General features: G+C 61.7%; 16 protein-coding genes. 8 read left to right on the forward strand and 8 right to left on the reverse strand.

The annotated features are described in order from the left end of the window. The first annotated feature begins 6 nt into the window (after positions 1-6). Positions 7-879, forward strand: a complete 873-nt coding sequence (locus GHK62_RS19360; RefSeq protein ID WP_153440747.1) for a ferritin-like domain-containing protein — start codon at positions 7-9, stop codon at positions 877-879. A 105-nt stretch (positions 880-984) separates the two neighbouring features. On the opposite strand, the gene GHK62_RS19365 is transcribed toward GHK62_RS19360, so the two are convergent. Together GHK62_RS19365 and GHK62_RS19370 are read right to left on the reverse strand one after the other, a co-directional pair. Further along, on the reverse strand, positions 985-2,139 hold the full coding sequence (locus tag GHK62_RS19365) for an acyltransferase family protein (RefSeq protein ID WP_153440748.1): 1,155 nt from the start codon (positions 2,137-2,139) through the stop codon (positions 985-987). 149 nt (positions 2,140-2,288) lie between these two features. Then, positions 2,289-2,693 carry a DoxX family protein gene (locus GHK62_RS19370; RefSeq protein ID WP_153440749.1) on the reverse strand — a complete coding sequence of 135 codons (405 nt, stop codon included), beginning with the start codon at positions 2,691-2,693 and terminating at the stop codon, positions 2,289-2,291. Positions 2,694-3,088: 395 nt separating this feature from the next. Here GHK62_RS19370 and GHK62_RS19375 point away from each other — a divergent pair, with 395 nt between their 5' ends. From GHK62_RS19375 to GHK62_RS19385, 3 genes are all read left to right on the forward strand, one after another. Beyond that, positions 3,089-5,926 (forward strand): DNA translocase FtsK, encoded by a 2,838-nt coding sequence (locus tag GHK62_RS19375; protein ID WP_153440750.1) that lies wholly within the window; start codon positions 3,089-3,091, stop codon positions 5,924-5,926. A gap of 141 nt (positions 5,927-6,067) precedes the next feature. Then, the gene (locus tag GHK62_RS19380) at positions 6,068-6,301 is read left to right on the forward strand and encodes an AbrB/MazE/SpoVT family DNA-binding domain-containing protein (RefSeq protein WP_153440751.1); all 234 of its coding nucleotides are present in this window, start codon (positions 6,068-6,070) and stop codon (positions 6,299-6,301) included. After that, positions 6,298-6,702 (forward strand): type II toxin-antitoxin system VapC family toxin, encoded by a 405-nt coding sequence (locus tag GHK62_RS19385; protein ID WP_153440752.1) that lies wholly within the window; start codon positions 6,298-6,300, stop codon positions 6,700-6,702. The genes GHK62_RS19380 and GHK62_RS19385 overlap by 4 nt, the downstream gene beginning before the upstream one ends. 35 nt (positions 6,703-6,737) lie before the next feature. Here the strand turns inward: GHK62_RS19385 and GHK62_RS19390 are convergent, their stop codons facing one another. The 6 genes from GHK62_RS19390 to GHK62_RS19415 all read right to left on the reverse strand — a co-directional run bounded on the left by GHK62_RS19390 (position 6,738) and on the right by GHK62_RS19415 (position 10,819). After that, positions 6,738-7,625 (reverse strand): SDR family NAD(P)-dependent oxidoreductase, encoded by an 888-nt coding sequence (locus GHK62_RS19390; protein ID WP_153440753.1) that lies wholly within the window; start codon positions 7,623-7,625, stop codon positions 6,738-6,740. After that, on the reverse strand, positions 7,622-8,407 hold the full coding sequence (locus GHK62_RS19395; protein WP_153440764.1) for a hypothetical protein: 786 nt from the start codon (positions 8,405-8,407) through the stop codon (positions 7,622-7,624). The genes GHK62_RS19390 and GHK62_RS19395 overlap by 4 nt, the downstream gene beginning before the upstream one ends. Positions 8,408-8,417: 10 nt before the next feature. Continuing rightward, positions 8,418-9,005, reverse strand: coding sequence for a protein-S-isoprenylcysteine O-methyltransferase (locus GHK62_RS19400; protein ID WP_184108498.1), 588 nt, complete (start codon positions 9,003-9,005; stop codon positions 8,418-8,420). 149 nt (positions 9,006-9,154) lie between these two features. Further along, a complete protein-coding gene (locus GHK62_RS19405) occupies positions 9,155-9,745 on the reverse strand; it encodes a hypothetical protein (RefSeq protein WP_153440754.1) in 591 nt (196 codons plus the stop codon). Positions 9,746-9,897: 152 nt separating this feature from the next. Further along, positions 9,898-10,032, reverse strand: a complete 135-nt coding sequence (locus tag GHK62_RS34370) for an ABC transporter (RefSeq protein ID WP_153440755.1) — start codon at positions 10,030-10,032, stop codon at positions 9,898-9,900. Positions 10,033-10,222: 190 nt separating this feature from the next. Next, positions 10,223-10,819 (reverse strand): L,D-transpeptidase, encoded by a 597-nt coding sequence (locus GHK62_RS19415; RefSeq protein ID WP_153440756.1) that lies wholly within the window; start codon positions 10,817-10,819, stop codon positions 10,223-10,225. A 437-nt stretch (positions 10,820-11,256) separates the two neighbouring features. On the opposite strand from GHK62_RS19415, the gene GHK62_RS19420 reads away from it, so the two are divergent. The 4 genes from GHK62_RS19420 (at position 11,257) to GHK62_RS19435 (ending at position 15,869) form a co-directional block, all read left to right on the forward strand. Continuing rightward, positions 11,257-12,012 (forward strand): SDR family NAD(P)-dependent oxidoreductase, encoded by a 756-nt coding sequence (locus GHK62_RS19420; RefSeq protein WP_153440757.1) that lies wholly within the window; start codon positions 11,257-11,259, stop codon positions 12,010-12,012. 283 nt (positions 12,013-12,295) lie between these two features. Next, positions 12,296-13,366: a LacI family DNA-binding transcriptional regulator gene (locus GHK62_RS19425; protein ID WP_153440758.1), complete on the forward strand. Its 1,071-nt coding sequence runs from the start codon at positions 12,296-12,298 to the stop codon at positions 13,364-13,366. A gap of 30 nt (positions 13,367-13,396) precedes the next feature. Further along, positions 13,397-14,143, forward strand: a complete 747-nt coding sequence (locus tag GHK62_RS19430) for a transporter substrate-binding domain-containing protein (RefSeq protein WP_184108478.1) — start codon at positions 13,397-13,399, stop codon at positions 14,141-14,143. A 73-nt stretch (positions 14,144-14,216) separates the two neighbouring features. Beyond that, complete coding sequence (locus tag GHK62_RS19435; RefSeq protein ID WP_153440759.1) at positions 14,217-15,869, forward strand: amino acid ABC transporter permease; 1,653 nt, start codon at positions 14,217-14,219, stop codon at positions 15,867-15,869. Positions 15,870-15,923: the final 54 nt, after the last annotated feature.

The raw sequence follows: 15,923 nt of genomic DNA on the forward strand, positions 1-15,923 counted from the left end.
AAAGCCATGATACGTCCGCTTCCTTCACTCTTTCTTCCGCGCCGTCGCGTCTTGCAGCTAGGCCTTGGAGCAACGCTTGCCTCGAGCGCAGGCCTCGTGCCAGTTTCTCGTGCCGACGAGCCGACCGACATTATGGACGAGGATATTTTCCAGTTCGCGCTCAACCTGGAGTACATGGAGGCCGAGTATTATCTGCGCGGTACGACCGGAAAAGGGATCGATGATTCTGATGCGGGCGCGGAAGCTGGCCCGGTAACGGGCGGCAAGCAAGTTTCCTTCGATACACCCGCGATCAGCGAGTTCATGCGCGAGGTGGCGGAAAACGAACTGGCGCATGTCCGATTCTATCGCAAGACTCTCGGAGATCAGGCGGTGCCCAGACCAGCCATCGATTTCGATGCGGGCTTTACGGCGGTCGCAAAAGCGGCGGGCCTCGGCGAGAACTTTGATCCATTCGGGAACGAGATGAACTTTGTGCTTGGCGGGATGCTGTTCGAAGACGTCGGCGTAACCGCCTATGCGGGTGCCGCCACAGTATTGAAGAACAAGGATTTTCTGGCCGCTGCCGCCGGCATCCTGGCTGTGGAGGCCTATCACATGGGGATGGCTCGATCCACGCTCTACAGAATGGGCGAGCAAGCCTGGGAGGCGGCGAATGCGGTTTCCGATGCTCGTGACAAAATCGATGGATCGGAAGATAAGGACCAAGGCATCCAGATGGACGGAAAGGCCAACTTCGTTCCTTCGACGCCGGATGCGATAGCCTTCACCCGGACTCCGCAAGAAGTGTTGCGTATCGTGTATCTCACCGACCAGGAAGGCGCGAGCAAGGGTGGCTTCTACCCGAACGGGATGAACGGAATGATCAAAAGCACCTGAACCGGTGCCGCTCAGGCACGAGCAAGATGGCTCCTGCCGTAGCGGCCTCTCGGTCCGGCTTCTGACGATTACGCCTGAGAACCTATCACGGCTCTCCTCCGGCGGTTATGCCCCGGCCGGTTGCAGTTTTCCTCGGTTGATAAAGCGTTTGGCGAGCCTCTGCCCAGGTTTTTCGACCGCAAAAAACGTCATGCAGGCAGCCGCGTAGACCAAAGGCACCAGGATGGCGGTCACCACGGCAAACCGTGCAGCCGGTGTGAGAGTGTCGCCGAAAGCGGTGATGAAATAGGCCGCGATCGGTTGCAGGAAGATCAAGTGCCAGAGATAAGCCCCGAATGAAAGTTCGCCGAGCCAATGGAAGAACCTGTTGCCGAGCGACGAGGAAAACGCGCGAAGCCTAACGCCCACGGTGCTGCCGATCAGGCGATGATAGAGCAGCGCGAAGAAGACGGCGACGAGCGTGACGCGCATCACCATTTTAGTGATGGTCATATCGCCGCCGATCGGCAGAAGAGCAAGCGCCATGGCGGCCCCGCCATGGAGGAAAGCTTTCGACCTGTCCGCGTGAAGGCCAAGAGCCAGCAGCATTCCGCAAAGAAAGATATGCATCTTCAGCGGCAGGAACGCCGGCATTGGGAAGTGGACTCCCAGCACGCTCGACGTCGACACGATCGCGAGGGCGATAATGGCTGTATAGAGCGCGCCCTTCAGCCACCCGCCTTTCTTGAGCAAGAGCATGATGAAGGGAAAGGCCGCATAGAATTGCATTTCGAGCCCTATGCTCCAGTCCGGGAGCGGTGTCCGGTAGGCGTAGTCAGGAGAGAGGCCGAAAAGAAAGCTCGCGTGCATCAGCCCGTTGGTCAATCCGTTGTCGAGATAGCGTTGCGGCGATTGCGGCGCTCTTCCGAGGAATTGGTCGATGACCATTCTCGAATCGAACAGCCAGGCGCCGAGCGCGAAGGCGACGGCCAGAAGAACGTAGTAGAGCGGTGCAATTCTGAGAAAACGACGGATCCAGAAGCGTCCCCAGGTCGAGGTCAGGTCCCACGGCTCCTTGGCGGCACGCAGCTGATAGTGAAACACCATCAGGAAGCCGGAAAGCATGATGAAGAGGTCAACACCGAGATCGGGTTCCGACAGTACCGGCAAGCGCCAACCCGTCAGCAACAGCGCATGGCCGATCATTACCCAGAGCGATGCGAGCCCTCGAAGTCCATCCAGGCAATCGATTCGGATTTTGCGGGGATCATAGTCAGCCATCAGCAATCTTCGTCCTTTTAGCAACTAAAGGTTACTGCCTGCGTGCTATGTTGCGACGCACAAGGGACTGCCTAGAGGCTGACTAAGGCGAGAGTAAGTAATCGGCGAGCGTTGAAAGACCGCCGCAGGCCGCCTGGCCCTGCTTCTGCTCAGACGCGGCTGGCGCGTCTGTCGAGGCTGAAGGCACCCGCGCCAAAGGCGGCGATCTGCAGGAACCCGCCGGTGATGGCGAGATTTTTCATGAAGTGGATCATCTGGTTCTGGTCTGCGAAATTGGTGTGAAATCCGAGAGCCGATGCCAGGGTGAAGACCGCCATGGCGAGTGCCGCCAAGCGGGTCTGATAGCCGAGGACGAGAAGGATGCTGCCGCCGAGTTCCACCACGAGAGCGATTGCATAGGCTACCGTGGGCAGGGGCAGATTGGCTGCCCTTATATATTCGATCGTTCCCGCGGGATCCGCCAACTTTTCGAAGCCGGAAGAGAGGAAGATGGCGGCGAGAAGCAGACGACCGATGAAGGCGAGGGCGCTCTGGAGTGCGAGGTTGTCGGTCATGTCGGGTGCCTTTCTAAGATCAAGAGACCGGCATGCGGGCGGAACACCGCGCACACCTTTCCTCATTCGGCTCTATCGGCGGCAGCGGGTCGGGCGGCGGAAGGATTTGCAACTGCCGCGCGTCACCGCCGTCCGCCGATCCTAGCAATCTGCGTTTGCAAAGATAGCGCGGACGCTTCGAAAATCTTCCCGGTCTGAAACAGAATTTGAACGCTGGCAAAACCCGCCGCGGAAGCCCTGAAAAGCCTCGGTTGCGGTCGGCTTGAAGGGCTCTCGCGGAGCTCCTCGGAGGGTGTGCGGCTCTTCCGGCGACGTGCCTGGAAGGGAGTTGTTAACCTTCATTTCCTATTCGCTTAAGGCAGCCCCTTCGATAATGAATTTCGAGTTTTCAGGCCATGCGTATTCCCCGGACAAATTTCTCGACGGCAGTTTTGTATGATGCAAACCAGGCGGACGAATTCGAGGCTCCGCATCCGGGTGCCCTGAGCAGTGCTCATGGCCACGCGGCAGGGCCAAGCGAACAGGACCACCTGTTCGAGGCGCCGGTAGCGCCGCGGCGGGCGGTGAGCCAGGAAGCCCATGACACAGGCTATGCCGGGCGCGCGGCGCGGCTCTATGGGCAGGGCTCGGCCTATGCCCCGGCCCAGGTCACGGCCTCCACGCGCGATCCGCTGCCAACGCTTGCCGAAATCACCGGTCATGACGGTGATACGACCTGGGAAAGCCATTTCTTCCTGTCGCCCAATGTGCGTTTTACCCGCACGCCCGAGCGCGAATTCATCAAGCGCCGCGCCCCGGCGATCGAGGAGGGCGAAGCGGAAGCAGAGGTGGCGACCGAGGTCGCCTTGACGGATGTCGGGGCCATGGAGCAGGTCAGCGAGGCGGCGGTCGAAACGACCGCGGCGAACGATGTGCCCGCGGTCGAACCCGAGACGCCAAACCACAGTCCGTCCGAACTTCTGCGCGTCCTGATGCAGCAGCTTCCCTCGTGGAGTTCCCGGCAAGTCAACGACCCCGGCGCGCCCGAATCAGCGTTGGCTTCGGTGCCGGCCGCCGCACAGCGACAGACAGTCCCGGCAATGCAACCTGGATCCACACAGGAAGCAGTCGACGTGAAGTTTGGCGACGTACTGCCGGAGGCGCCAGCGGTCACTGTCGGTGCGGCTGCGGAGACAGGCGTTCAGCCCGACTCGCGCCTGGCCTATCTCTCCGATCACGCCTTCTTCGAATTCATGCAGCCCGAGGTCGTGGTCCCCGCCGCTCCCGCGGTTGCCGCGCCCATAGCCGTTGCCCCTGCCGTGGCAACCTCGTCTGAGGTCGCAGTGCAGCCGCAGATATCTGCGCGGCCTGTGGAATTCGCCGCGCTGCCGACGACCGCAATCACCTCGCTGTTCCGGGTCGTCGAATGCCGGCGTCCCGCGCCGGCCGCTGAACTGCCTGCTTCCGCTCCAACGCCTGACGTGATCGACCGGGTCCCGGCCGAGGAAGCTGCGGCGGCAGCCGCACTGGCAGCACAGGCATCCACGCCGGCACCTGCGGAGCCGATCGTGTCGACTGCGGTGCCGGAGACGGTTTCCGAGACGCCGGTGGCAAAAACCATGGTCACCATGCCGGCCGTCGTGCAGCGCTCCTCCCCGTCGCTGCCGCCGATTGGCGCAATCGAGCGGGTCCAGGCAACCGACGCATACGAGTTTCCGTCCGAAGAACTCCTGCAGGAGCCGCCGGAAGGCCGAGGCTTCTTCATGACGCAGGAGCAACTCGAGCAGAACGCCGGGCTCCTCGAAAGCGTGCTCGAAGATTTCGGCGTCAAGGGCGAGATCATCCACGTGCGGCCGGGTCCCGTCGTGACGCTCTATGAATTCGAGCCGGCGCCGGGCGTCAAATCCTCCCGCGTGATCAACCTGGCCGACGATATCGCCCGCTCGATGTCGGCACTGTCGGCCCGCGTCGCGGTCGTGCCCGGGCGCAACGTCATCGGTATCGAACTGCCGAACGCCACGCGAGAGACCGTCTATTTCCGCGAGCTGATCGAGTCCGCCGATTTCCACAAGACCGGTTACAAGCTGGCGCTTTGCCTCGGCAAGACCATCGGCGGCGAACCGGTGATTGCCGAGCTTGCCAAGATGCCGCACCTGCTCGTCGCCGGCACCACCGGTTCGGGCAAGTCGGTGGCGATCAACACGATGATCCTGTCGCTGCTCTACCGGATGAAGCCGGAGGAATGCCGGTTGATCATGGTTGATCCGAAGATGCTCGAACTCTCCGTCTATGACGGCATCCCGCATCTGCTGACCCCGGTCGTCACCGACCCGAAGAAGGCCGTGATGGCGCTCAAATGGGCGGTCCGCGAGATGGAGGACCGCTATCGCAAGATGTCGCGCCTCGGCGTGCGCAACATCGACGGCTACAACCAGCGGGCGGCCGTAGCGCGCGAGAAGGGCGAACCGATCCTCGCGACCGTCCAGACCGGGTTCGAAAAGGGGACCGGCGAGCCGCTTTTCGAACAGCAGGAAATGGACCTGGCGCCGATGCCCTATATCGTCGTCATCGTCGATGAGATGGCCGACCTGATGATGGTCGCCGGCAAGGAGATCGAGGGCGCGATCCAGCGGCTGGCGCAGATGGCGCGCGCGGCCGGCATCCACCTGATCATGGCGACGCAGCGCCCGTCGGTCGATGTCATCACCGGCACGATCAAGGCCAACTTCCCGACGCGCATCTCCTTCCAGGTGACCTCGAAGATCGACAGCCGCACAATCCTCGGCGAGCAGGGCGCCGAGCAACTTCTCGGCCAGGGCGACATGCTGCACATGGCCGGAGGCGGCCGCATCGCCCGCGTCCACGGACCGTTCGTCTCCGACCTCGAGGTCGAGCATGTCGTGGCACATCTGAAGACGCAGGGGCGCCCGGAATACCTCGAAACCGTGACCGCGGACGAAGAGGAAGAAGAGGCCGAAGAGGATCAGGGCACCGTGTTCGACAAGAGCGCGATCGCGTCGGAGGACGGCAACGAGCTCTACGATCAGGCGGTCAAGGTCGTGCTGCGCGACAAGAAGTGCTCGACCTCTTATATCCAACGCCGCCTCGGCATCGGCTACAACCGTGCCGCGTCGCTGGTCGAGCGCATGGAGAAGGAGGGCCTTGTCGGTCCCGCCAACCATGTCGGCAAGCGCGAGATCATCTACGGCCAACGCGACCATTCGGGCACGCCCGACAGCGATGATATGGAGTGAGGTGAAGCGTCGAGGACGTGGCGATCAGAAGTCGTTTGCGAATTAACATCTCGCCGGCCACAGCCTCGAAGCGGGGCATTGCTTGAAATCTGCCCACGGGAGTAATACCTTATTGATAGAGAGTATTACCGAGGTGCCCAGATGACCACGACGGTCACAGCAAAAGGCCAAGTGACGATCCCGAAACCTGTCCGCGATCTGTTGGGGATCGGACCCGGCAGCAAGGTCGACTTTCGCCGCGCCGCCGACGGGAGCATCGTGCTGATGCGTGCCGACAAGGAAAAACCGGCGAGCCGTTTTGCAAAGTTGCGCGGTCACGCAGGCAAGGGGCTCGATACGGACGCCATCATGGCGTTGACGCGCGGTGAGGCATGACGCTCATCGACACCAATGTCTTGTTGGACGTTGTCACAGACGACGCCAAGTGGGCAGATTGGTCGATCGCACAGCTTGAAGCGGCAAGCCTCACTGGGCCCCTGCTGATCAACGATACGATTTACGCCGAGTTGTCGGTTCGATACGACCGGATTGAGGATCTTGATGCGTTTCTCGACGAAGCTGGACTCGAGATGACGCCGATGCCTCGAGCGGCTCTTTTTCTCGCAGCTAAGGTCTTTACGCAGTATCGACGGGCGGGAGGATCAAGGACCGGCGTCTTGCCCGATTTCTTCATTGGCGCACACGCCGCGGTCAGCCAGATCCCGTTGCTGACCCGCGATACCGCACGGTACCGAACCTACTTCCCTTCGCTCGCGCTGATCACACCACGCGCATAAGGCATGCAGGAAACCGCCTCTCGCAGCGTCGAAGATCAGGCCTTTGTTCCTGATACCGCATGCCGTTGCGATCGGCCGGCGCGGCAGCAGCTCTTGAAGGTCTTGCCCGAGCCGCAAGGGCAGGGATCGTTGCCACGCAGCTGCAGGCGGCCGATCAGGGGCAGGAGGACGGCGGACGGCAAAAGTCCGGCGAGCAGGATCGCGAGCCTCGCCGAGATGCCGGGGATCACGAGACGCCGGCCCGCCTTGAAGCCGCGCCAGGCGCGTTCGGCCACGTATTCCGAATCCACTTTGGGCAGGATCTTGAACAGCGCCGCCCTGTTGGCGCCCGATTTTTCGAGGAACTCCGTCGATACCGGCCCCGGGGCGACGCAGGTGACGGTTACGCCGGCCGGGCGCACTTCCTGATGCAGCGCCTCCGAAAAGGAACGGACGAAGCCCTTGCTTGCATAGTACAAGGCCATGAAGGGGCCGGGCGTGAAGCTTGCGACGGAGCCGAGATTGATCACGCCCCCCCTGCCGCGCGCGACCATTGCGGGCAGGAAACGGAGCGTGAGTTCGGTCAAGACGCGGATATTGAGGTCGACCATCCCGATTTGCTCATCGAGCGGCAGCATCGCCGCACCGCCACGCAGGCCGTAGCCGGCGCTGTTGACGAGAACGTCGCATATCAGCCCCTCATTGGAGAGGAAGTCTTCCAGACGCGCCGCGGCATCGCCAGCCATGAGATCCAGAGCGAGCGTGAACGCCTCGCCGCCTGCCTTCCGCACGGAAGCCGCGGTCCCCTGCAGACCTTCTGCCGAACGCGCGACCAGGACGACGGTCGCGCCGTCCTTTGCGGCAGCCTCGGCGATCGCCTTGCCGATGCCGCGCGAGGCGCCGACCACGACGACGGCTGGCCGGAGCTCCTTGCTCGACGTCATGCTGCTGATCCCGATGCGGCCGCATTCGGGGCGGCTCCCCTCTCGGAAAGACCGGCCACTTCATCGGCGACTTCGCCGTTCAGGATCTTCTCGAACCGCTCCAGCGCCCGCGCGACATTGGCGCCGTCCATGACCCGGTGATCATAGTGGATGCGGACGGTCACCAATCCGTCTTCGCTGATCGGACCGTAATTGAAGATCGTCGTGAGCGGCGTCAAGGGATTGAGCGATTCCGCGCCGAGGCCGGAATAGACCGACAGCTGGAAGGTGCCGAAATGGCGTCCGCGCTGGCGGCCGATATTGAGGCCGAGCCACATGAGCAGCCACCGGATCGGCGCTGGTGCGCGGGCGAGTTTTAGAGCACGGCGGAACTGCTTGATCTCCATTACCGGACGTGATCGCGCCGACTGGATCAGCGCCCCCAATTCGCCGATCGAACGGTGCTCGGGAGTCTTGATGGTGGTCAGGAGCACGACCCTTTCGCCTTCATGTTCGCGCTCGTGCGCGATGGAGGCGACGCTTCCCGGATATTCGTAGAGCTGGGGTCTCGGGAATTTGACGTAGGCGCGGCGAAACTCCGGCGTCTCCTTGGAGAGGAGCGCATATCCTTTCAGGAAAAGCACTGTCCAGGACGGCCGGCTTGGCTGTGCCAATCTGGCTTTTTGCAGAGCGCCAAGGTCCATCTGGCGCTGCACCGTGACCCTTGGCACGCCGATCGAAAATCTCATCAGATCCCCGACAAGGCGTCGTGCCGCCGAAAGCTTGAGGGCTCGGCCTCGCATCATGCCACCTCTAATAAAGATAGGGGATAATTCGCTTGGTCCGGTCCATGTAGTCGCGGTACTGAGAGCCGAAAATTTCCAGCATCATGCGCTCCTCCTTTTCCACTCGGAGGACAAAGAGGACGGCAAAGCCCACCAGACCCGCAAGGCCCGCCACCCAGTTCGACAGCAGAAAGGCCTGGCCGACGCCCATCAGCAGGAAGGACGTGTACATCGGGTGACGGACGAGGGCATAGGGTCCGCGGCAAATCAGCTCATGCTTGTCGCGAATCTCCAGAGAAATCGACCAGTTGCGGCCGAGTTCCTTGTGGGTCTTGCGGAAGACCCACATCGCCAAGGCAAAGGTCAAGGCGCCGACGACGACCGCCCATGCGTGCGCTGGATAGTCGGCCGCCTCAGGCTTGCCGGTGGCGACATAAAAGCCGGGCACGATCGCAAGGCCGAACAGCGCCGCTGCAAGGCCGATCGTCTCGGAACGCGAGCGGCGGTTGCTGACGACCCGCACGCGCTTTGCCCGACGCTCATAAGGACGCCGAATGAAGTACCAGGCGATGATGCCGAGGACCCAGATGATTTCGCCGACAGAAGCGACCGTTATGTTCACGCTAGCTCACCACGCTTCGTTGCGATCGCGGCGATCGCAACGGCTGTCAAACATGTGGCCGTACAGTTCCGCTCCGACCGATGAAAGTGCTGCGGCGGCATGATTCCAACCACCGGACGAGCGGCGGAAGGTGCCGGTAGCACTCACCCGCCGTTCATCTGCCGTAGCTTTGTAATGAATTCTTGCGGCCGGAGCCAGATGCCGGGCGTCTTATACCCCATTGAACGCGCAATCTCCGCCACGAAGGCGTTGCAGTTATAGAGGGACGCGTGCCAGAAGCGGGACTTCGCCTTGAGCTTGCGAATGTTCGCGACGACTTCCTGGTACTCGTCCTCCGTCAGCAGAACGCGCCAGCTTGCCGACCGGTATTCTTCTTCCAGGTCGCCGTCGCTCGCTCCGGTCTCGGCTGGGACCGGCAGGAAATGGCCCATGACGTACGGTGCGGTATCGAGCGTCGCCGGGGCGAGTCCCGCAACCTCCGGATTGATCATTGCTCCGGCCTTGTTCGTGCGCCCGAAAATCACATAGGAGTGACCATAACTGAGCGCGTAGCGGGAGCGGAATTCGATGAAGTAGCCGTGCTCGCTCTGCTGAGACTTTCGGGCCAATTTCGCCCCGGTCGCGTCGATACTCGAAACAAAACGCGGTTGGGGAGCCTTGTCTTCGGTTTGACATGCTGCAGTGGCCATTGCGAGCAGGACCACAAGCGATATACGACCTCGTTTAAGCGTCATTACTACGCTCTATCTCCCGAGCTCTGATGAGCGCAAAGTTGAAAGCCAACTCCTGCGAGTCTGTGGCTTCCGCGCTGTAGATCTTAAGCCGGTGTGGCCATGAATAAAAACGTGGGAAGGGTCGCGAGACCCTCCCCGCGCAAAGATCAAATTTACTTATAGACTGGTGCCTGTTCTACCGGCGCTGCCGGTGGCGGGGCCTTCCCCTTGCCTTTGCCAATCGTCCCGCAAGCGCTCAGGCTGGCGACCGAAAACAACGCAATCATCACGATTAGAATTCTGCTCATCAAGAAGTCCTTTCCTCAATACTCGGAATGGGTTATCGAAGGCAACATTTGAAGTAATAGTGGCGATTTGCGACTCGGCCTAGTGCAGAAAGGACACAGTTGCCATCCGGTTTGTCGTTGTCGGACTTTCAACGGTGTCCCAAAAACACACAGCTTCATCATTTATACCGAAAATTGAGGGGAAACACCATCAGATGATCAATACCTCCGTGCCGACGGGCGTGCGGCTGTAAAGATCGACAATATCCTCGTTCGTCATGCGGATGCAGCCGTTCGAAACCGCGTGGCCAATCGTCCACGGCTCGTTCGTTCCGTGCACGCGGAACATGGTGTCCTGCCCGCCGCGGTAGAGATAAAGGGCCGAAGCGCCCAGCGGATTGTGCGGTCCGCCGGAGACGCCGCCTGCATATTGCGCCAGGTGCGGCTTGCGTTTGATCATGCTGGCGGTCGGTGTCCATGAGGGCCACTCCGCCTTGCGGCCGACGACCGCCCTGCCTTTCATCGTCAGGCCCTGTTCTCCGACGCCGATCCCGTAGCGCGTAGCCCAACCGCCCTCTTCGACCGCATAGAGGTAACGCTCGTTCGTGTCGACGACGAGCGTTCCGGGCGCTTCGTATCCCTCGTAGCGGACGTGCCGCCTTCGATAGCGCGGATCGATGCCGGAGGAGTCTCCGAACAGGGATGGAACGGGCACCCCCATTCCTTGCCAGGTTGTACTACATCCAGAGGTCAACAGAGCCAGACCGCTCAAAACGAGCATCCGGCGCGTAATTTGGTCATTGTCCATCTTTACCTGCTGAGCAAATCGGTGCGCCCCGGATTCGTCTTTAACATCGCGGCGCGCGCCGGCCAAGTCTTGCGCATCGATTAAGGCGGCTGGAGAGGATAGAAAGTTGGAAAGGACTACATCTTTGCTTGCGGGCGAAAGCATATGTGGGGCAAGCGTGGTATATCTGTAACGGGGCCCACTGGCTGCTTGCTTAAATCCGAGCCGATTTGAGGATAAAATATGCAGTAATTCAAAGCGCTAGAGCGTGCGTTGCGCGTCTGATTTGAGGCGCCACACTGCTGTTCGGGCGAATGTACGGGAGCGGGATCAACAGGCGTGTCTCGGGAGCTTGCCAGGATTTTCGGGTCGTTGAGGCGGATGCTGCTCTTCAGTGAAACGTCTTGCGGCGCTGTGCCTACTCGATTAGGTCGGGGCAAAACAACAAGGATAGAGAAATGAAACTTGGCTTCGAGGGGAAGGTTGCGGTCGTGACCGGTGCGGGTTCCGGAATTGGCGCGGCTGTTTCCCTGCAACTCGGTAGTGAGGGGGCTGAGGTCGTCGTTGCCGACCTGGATGCTGACGCCGCGCGCCGAACCGCCGCCGAGATTCGTTCGCATGGCGGCAAGGCCCACGACTTCGTCGTCGACGTGGCCGATGCCGAAGCGGTGGAAAACTTGGTGAAGTTCGCCGTCGAGAAATGCGGCGGCCTGCATCTGGCTGTCAACAACGCCGGCATCGATGGCATCCGCAAGGCGACGGGCGACTATCCGCTCGACGAGTGGCACAAGGTGATGAACGTCAACCTGAATGGCGTCTTTTACTGCATGAAGCACGAGATCGCCGCCATGCTGGCTGAGGGCGGCGGCGCGATCGTCAACATGTCTTCCATTCTCGGCTCGGTTGGCCTGCCGACCTCAGCCGCCTATACCGCGGCCAAGCACGGGATCGTCGGACTGACGAAGGTTGCGGCGATCGAATATGCGCGGATGGGCATCCGCATCAATGCTGTCGGTCCCGGTTGGATCGAAACGCCGCTCCTGTCGGAACATGCCGACATCGCGAGCACCCGGCGCATGATGTCGCTGCAGCCGATGGGGAGGCGCGGCAAGCCGGAGGAGGTGGCGTCCCTCGTGTGTTTCCTCCTGTCCGAACAGGCGAGCTTCATCACCGGAAGCATCCATTTGGTGGATGGCGCTTACACCGCGCACTGAGGGGCGGCGCGGTTTCGGCCGTCCCGCGAACTTCTCAGTTGATGCGTACGACGCGAAGCAGCGAAGCGGACCTTGCCTTAATTTGATTGCCGGCTCCTGAGGCGACGGTGCTGACCGCGATTGCCATTCTGCCTTCTGCGAGGGCGACCAAAACGGTGCGGCCACTGTGGGCACATCGCGGTCGTCTCGCCGCCTCGTCATCAATAAAAACGTTTATATTTTCGTTGAAATCGTTTTTATTGCCTGCTAGTGATCATCGAGTTGCCAAGGTCGGGGGAGGAGCATGGCCGCGGACAATCGCACAGCGCGCCATAGTGCGCCGCCGACCATCAAGACGCTCGCCGACATCACCGGCTATTCGATCGCCACCATTTCGAAGGCGCTGCGTGGGTCGCCCGTGGTCGCAGCCGCGACCCGGGAGACAATCTTCAGGGCGGCGCGCGAGGTTGGTTACCAGGCCAATGCGCGCGGCATGGCGCTCAGAACCGGCAGGACCCGCCAGGCGGCGGTGCTAATGCCCGTGACCGCGGCGCAGAACTACGAATGGGACGGCGTCGAATATACCCAGATCCTGAGCGGCATCAGCCAGGCGCTGGAGGGCAGCGATTATCGCATGTCCGTCCATGTCGTACGGGACGCGGCCGATGGCTGCGACGTAGCGCGCCGGGTTATCGACCAGGGCCTTGCCGACGGACTGATCTTTTCAGGCATCCTCGTCGACGATCCGCGCATCGATTTTCTGGTGGAGCGCGGCTTTCCCTTCGTGTCGCTCGGACGTTGTCGCAAGACGCTCGACTATGCCTCTGTCGATATCGACAACGAATGGGCCGCGCACGCCGCGACTGCGAGACTGATTGCCGGGGGGCATCGCCGCATCGCCCTCGTCAATCCCGAGCGGCGCCTTTCCTATGCCCTTGACAGGATAGACGGATTCGCGCGCGCCTTTTGCGAGGCGGGGCTGCGGGCGTCGAGCGACCTTGTTGTCGAAGGGGATCTTTCGACGCATTTCGGCAGGGAAAGCGCCGTTCGTCTTTTGCAGGCGGCGGAGCCGCCGACGGCTTTCGTCTGCATCAACGAATCGACAACGCTCGGCGTGCTCTCGGCGCTCGGCAGTCTCCGGCGGCAGGTCGGCGCCGACATCGACGTCATCGCCTATGACGACATCAATGTCAGCGTCTATTTCACCCCGCCCATCACCACCTTCTACCAGCCGATCGAGGTTCTCGGGCGTACGCTCGGCGAATTCCTGCTGCGGCGCATGGCGGGCGAGGAGCCGAACGCGCTCAGGCAGGTCTTCAGGCCGACGCTGATCGAGCGCCAGCCGGACAATCTCGGCGGGCGTCTCGTCGGGTAGGCAAATCAATTCACAACGGAGGAGAAAGACGTGAAGATATTTGTGATTGCGCTAGCGCTGTCGGCCCTGGCAACCGGCGTGGCTCATGCCGCCGACCTCGGCGGCAAGCTCCTGAAAATCGGCTCGGATACCACATCGCCGCCGATGGAAAGCATCGACCCGGCAACCGGCCAGATCGTCGGCTTTGATGTCGACGTCGTCAACGCGATCTGCGCCAAGATCAACTGTCAGGCGGAATTCGTGACCACGGGCTGGGACGGCATCTTCGCGGCACTCGACCAGGGCAATTTCGACCTCGTCGCCTCCGGCGTCTCGATCACGGACGAGCGCAAGAAGGCTATGGATTTCTCCGAGCCCTACATCGTCAACAGCCAGGCCGTGCTGGTGCGCGTCGAGGATCAGGCCGCGTCCCTCGACGATTTCATGGCCAAGGGCAAAAAGCTTTCCGCCCAGGCCAACACGACCGACGCGCAGGTCGCCGAGGGTGTCGTCGGCAAGGAGAACGTCGTCGCCTATGACAGTTTCAGCGCGGCGATCATCGCGCTCAAAAACAGGGATGTGGACGGCGTCGTCATCAACGGCGCCAATGCGGCGGCCTACGAGCGTGAATTCGCCGGCGAGCTCGTCGTCGGCATCAAGGACCTCGAATCTGACCCGCTCGGCCTCGTCTTCCGCAAGGGCGACACCAATGTCGCCGCCTTCAACGAAGGGCTGAAGATGATCAAGGATGACGGCACGTTGGCTCAACTGGTCGATAAGTACTGGGGCCTCAAGTAAGCAGGCCGCCGACACACCGTCCCGGAGCGCCTTTCCGCTCCGGGACCACCCACAACATCCCCCGGAGGAATGAATGTCGTTCCTGAGAAGCGTGCGGCCCAGCAACCTGATCATTCTGACCGCGCTGCCATTCATCATCTATCTCTTTGCTTCCTCCGGCGACTACCAGCGCTCGCTGAGGGCGATACTCGGCGTCGAGAATGGTTCCTCCGCCTTTGTTCCAGGCTTCCTGGCGTTGATGATTGCGTTTTCGTCCGGCGTCTCCGTCCTGCTCTTTTCGCGGGCGAAGGCGCGTTATGCGCGGCTGGTGACGGCAGCCGCCATTCTCAATCTTGTTGCCGCCATCGTCCTTGTCCTGAGCGGCGCCATTCATCCCTTTATTGCCTCCGTCGCCGCCAATGCCGTCGATCCCTTTACGTCGTCAATCGTGGTCAAGGGCGTCACGCCGCGCCAACTGACGGAGGCGGCCGATCTTGCGGTCCGCAGCGTCGAAGCCATGCTTTTTCCCGCCTATTTCGCGGTGACGCTGCTGGGGCTCGCCCTCTTCTTTGCCGGCATGCGCAAGAGCCTCGCTGCCGATAATCGCCTGCGGCGAGCCGGCGGCTGGATCCTCGGTCTCGTCAACGGCGCGGGTTTGATCTTCGTCCTGTTCTTCGCTCACATCGCCTTTGCCGCCGGCGTCGCGACGACGATCCGCGCAGCCATCACCGCCTATATTCTCGCGGCGATCATAGGGCTCATCTGGGTCGGCTTGCTGCAGCTGCACTATACCGCGCGCACCAGCCTGCTTTTCGCACTCGCGACGCTCGCCCTCGCCCTCGTCTCCGCCTGGTTTCTGCTGCAGCCGCGCCAGGCCTATGTGCTTGCTGGCTCGCTTGACGGCAAGGTAGCGATCGTCAGCAGGACGCCATCCAGCCTGATCACCGCCGTGCGCTTCGGCCAGTACCCGGGCGCACCCGAAAAGGAAAGCGCGGTCAGGACTTTCCTTGGGCCCGCCGAGGCGATCGCGGCGGCGGAAAACAAGGAAGTGACAGCAGCGCTTCTGCCGCGGGCGACGGTTCCGGCCGGCTGGCCCGTTCTCTGGGAGACCGAAACCCTGAACGACAGCGATCGATCGGCGGGCATCACACTTGCGGTGCTCGCGATCATCGTCGGCCTGCTCACCTTCGGCGGCTATCTGCATCGCCGCCACCCGCTGGCGATCGGCTCGGAATTCGTCGTCGACACAATTCGCGGCATACCGATGCTGGTGATCGTGCTCTATGTCGGCCTGCCATTGAGCGGAGCCCTCAAGGACGCCACGCAAGGGGTGCTCGATCCGCCCAACCTGATGCGCGGCATCGTCGCGATGGCGCTTGCCTATTCGGCCTATCTTGCTGAAATCTTCCGCTCGGGCATCAACGCCATTCCCATCGGCCAGATCGAGGCGGCCCGCAGCATCGGCCTCAACCGCTGGCAGACGGCGCGCCTCGTCGTGCTGCCGCAGGCCTTCCGGATCATCATCCCGCCCCTCGGCAACGAATTGATCGCCATTTTGAAGGACACGTCGCTGCTGTCGATTCTGTCGATCCGCGACATCACCCAACGTATGCGCGAGTTCCAGTCAGCGAGCTTTCTGCCGTTTGCGCCCTATAACTCGGCGGCGATCTTTTACATCTTCCTGACGCTTGCCGCGGCAAGCCTCGTCAACGTGATCGAGCGGAAATATGACATCAAGCACCGATAGAGCCGACCGAATCGCTTCGTTTTCGGCCGGATCGCAGATCCGTTACGAACGGAG

It is taken from the genome of Sinorhizobium terangae, from assembly GCF_009601505.1.
In the GTDB taxonomy this organism is placed as follows: Bacteria; Pseudomonadota; Alphaproteobacteria; order Rhizobiales; family Rhizobiaceae; genus Sinorhizobium; species Sinorhizobium terangae.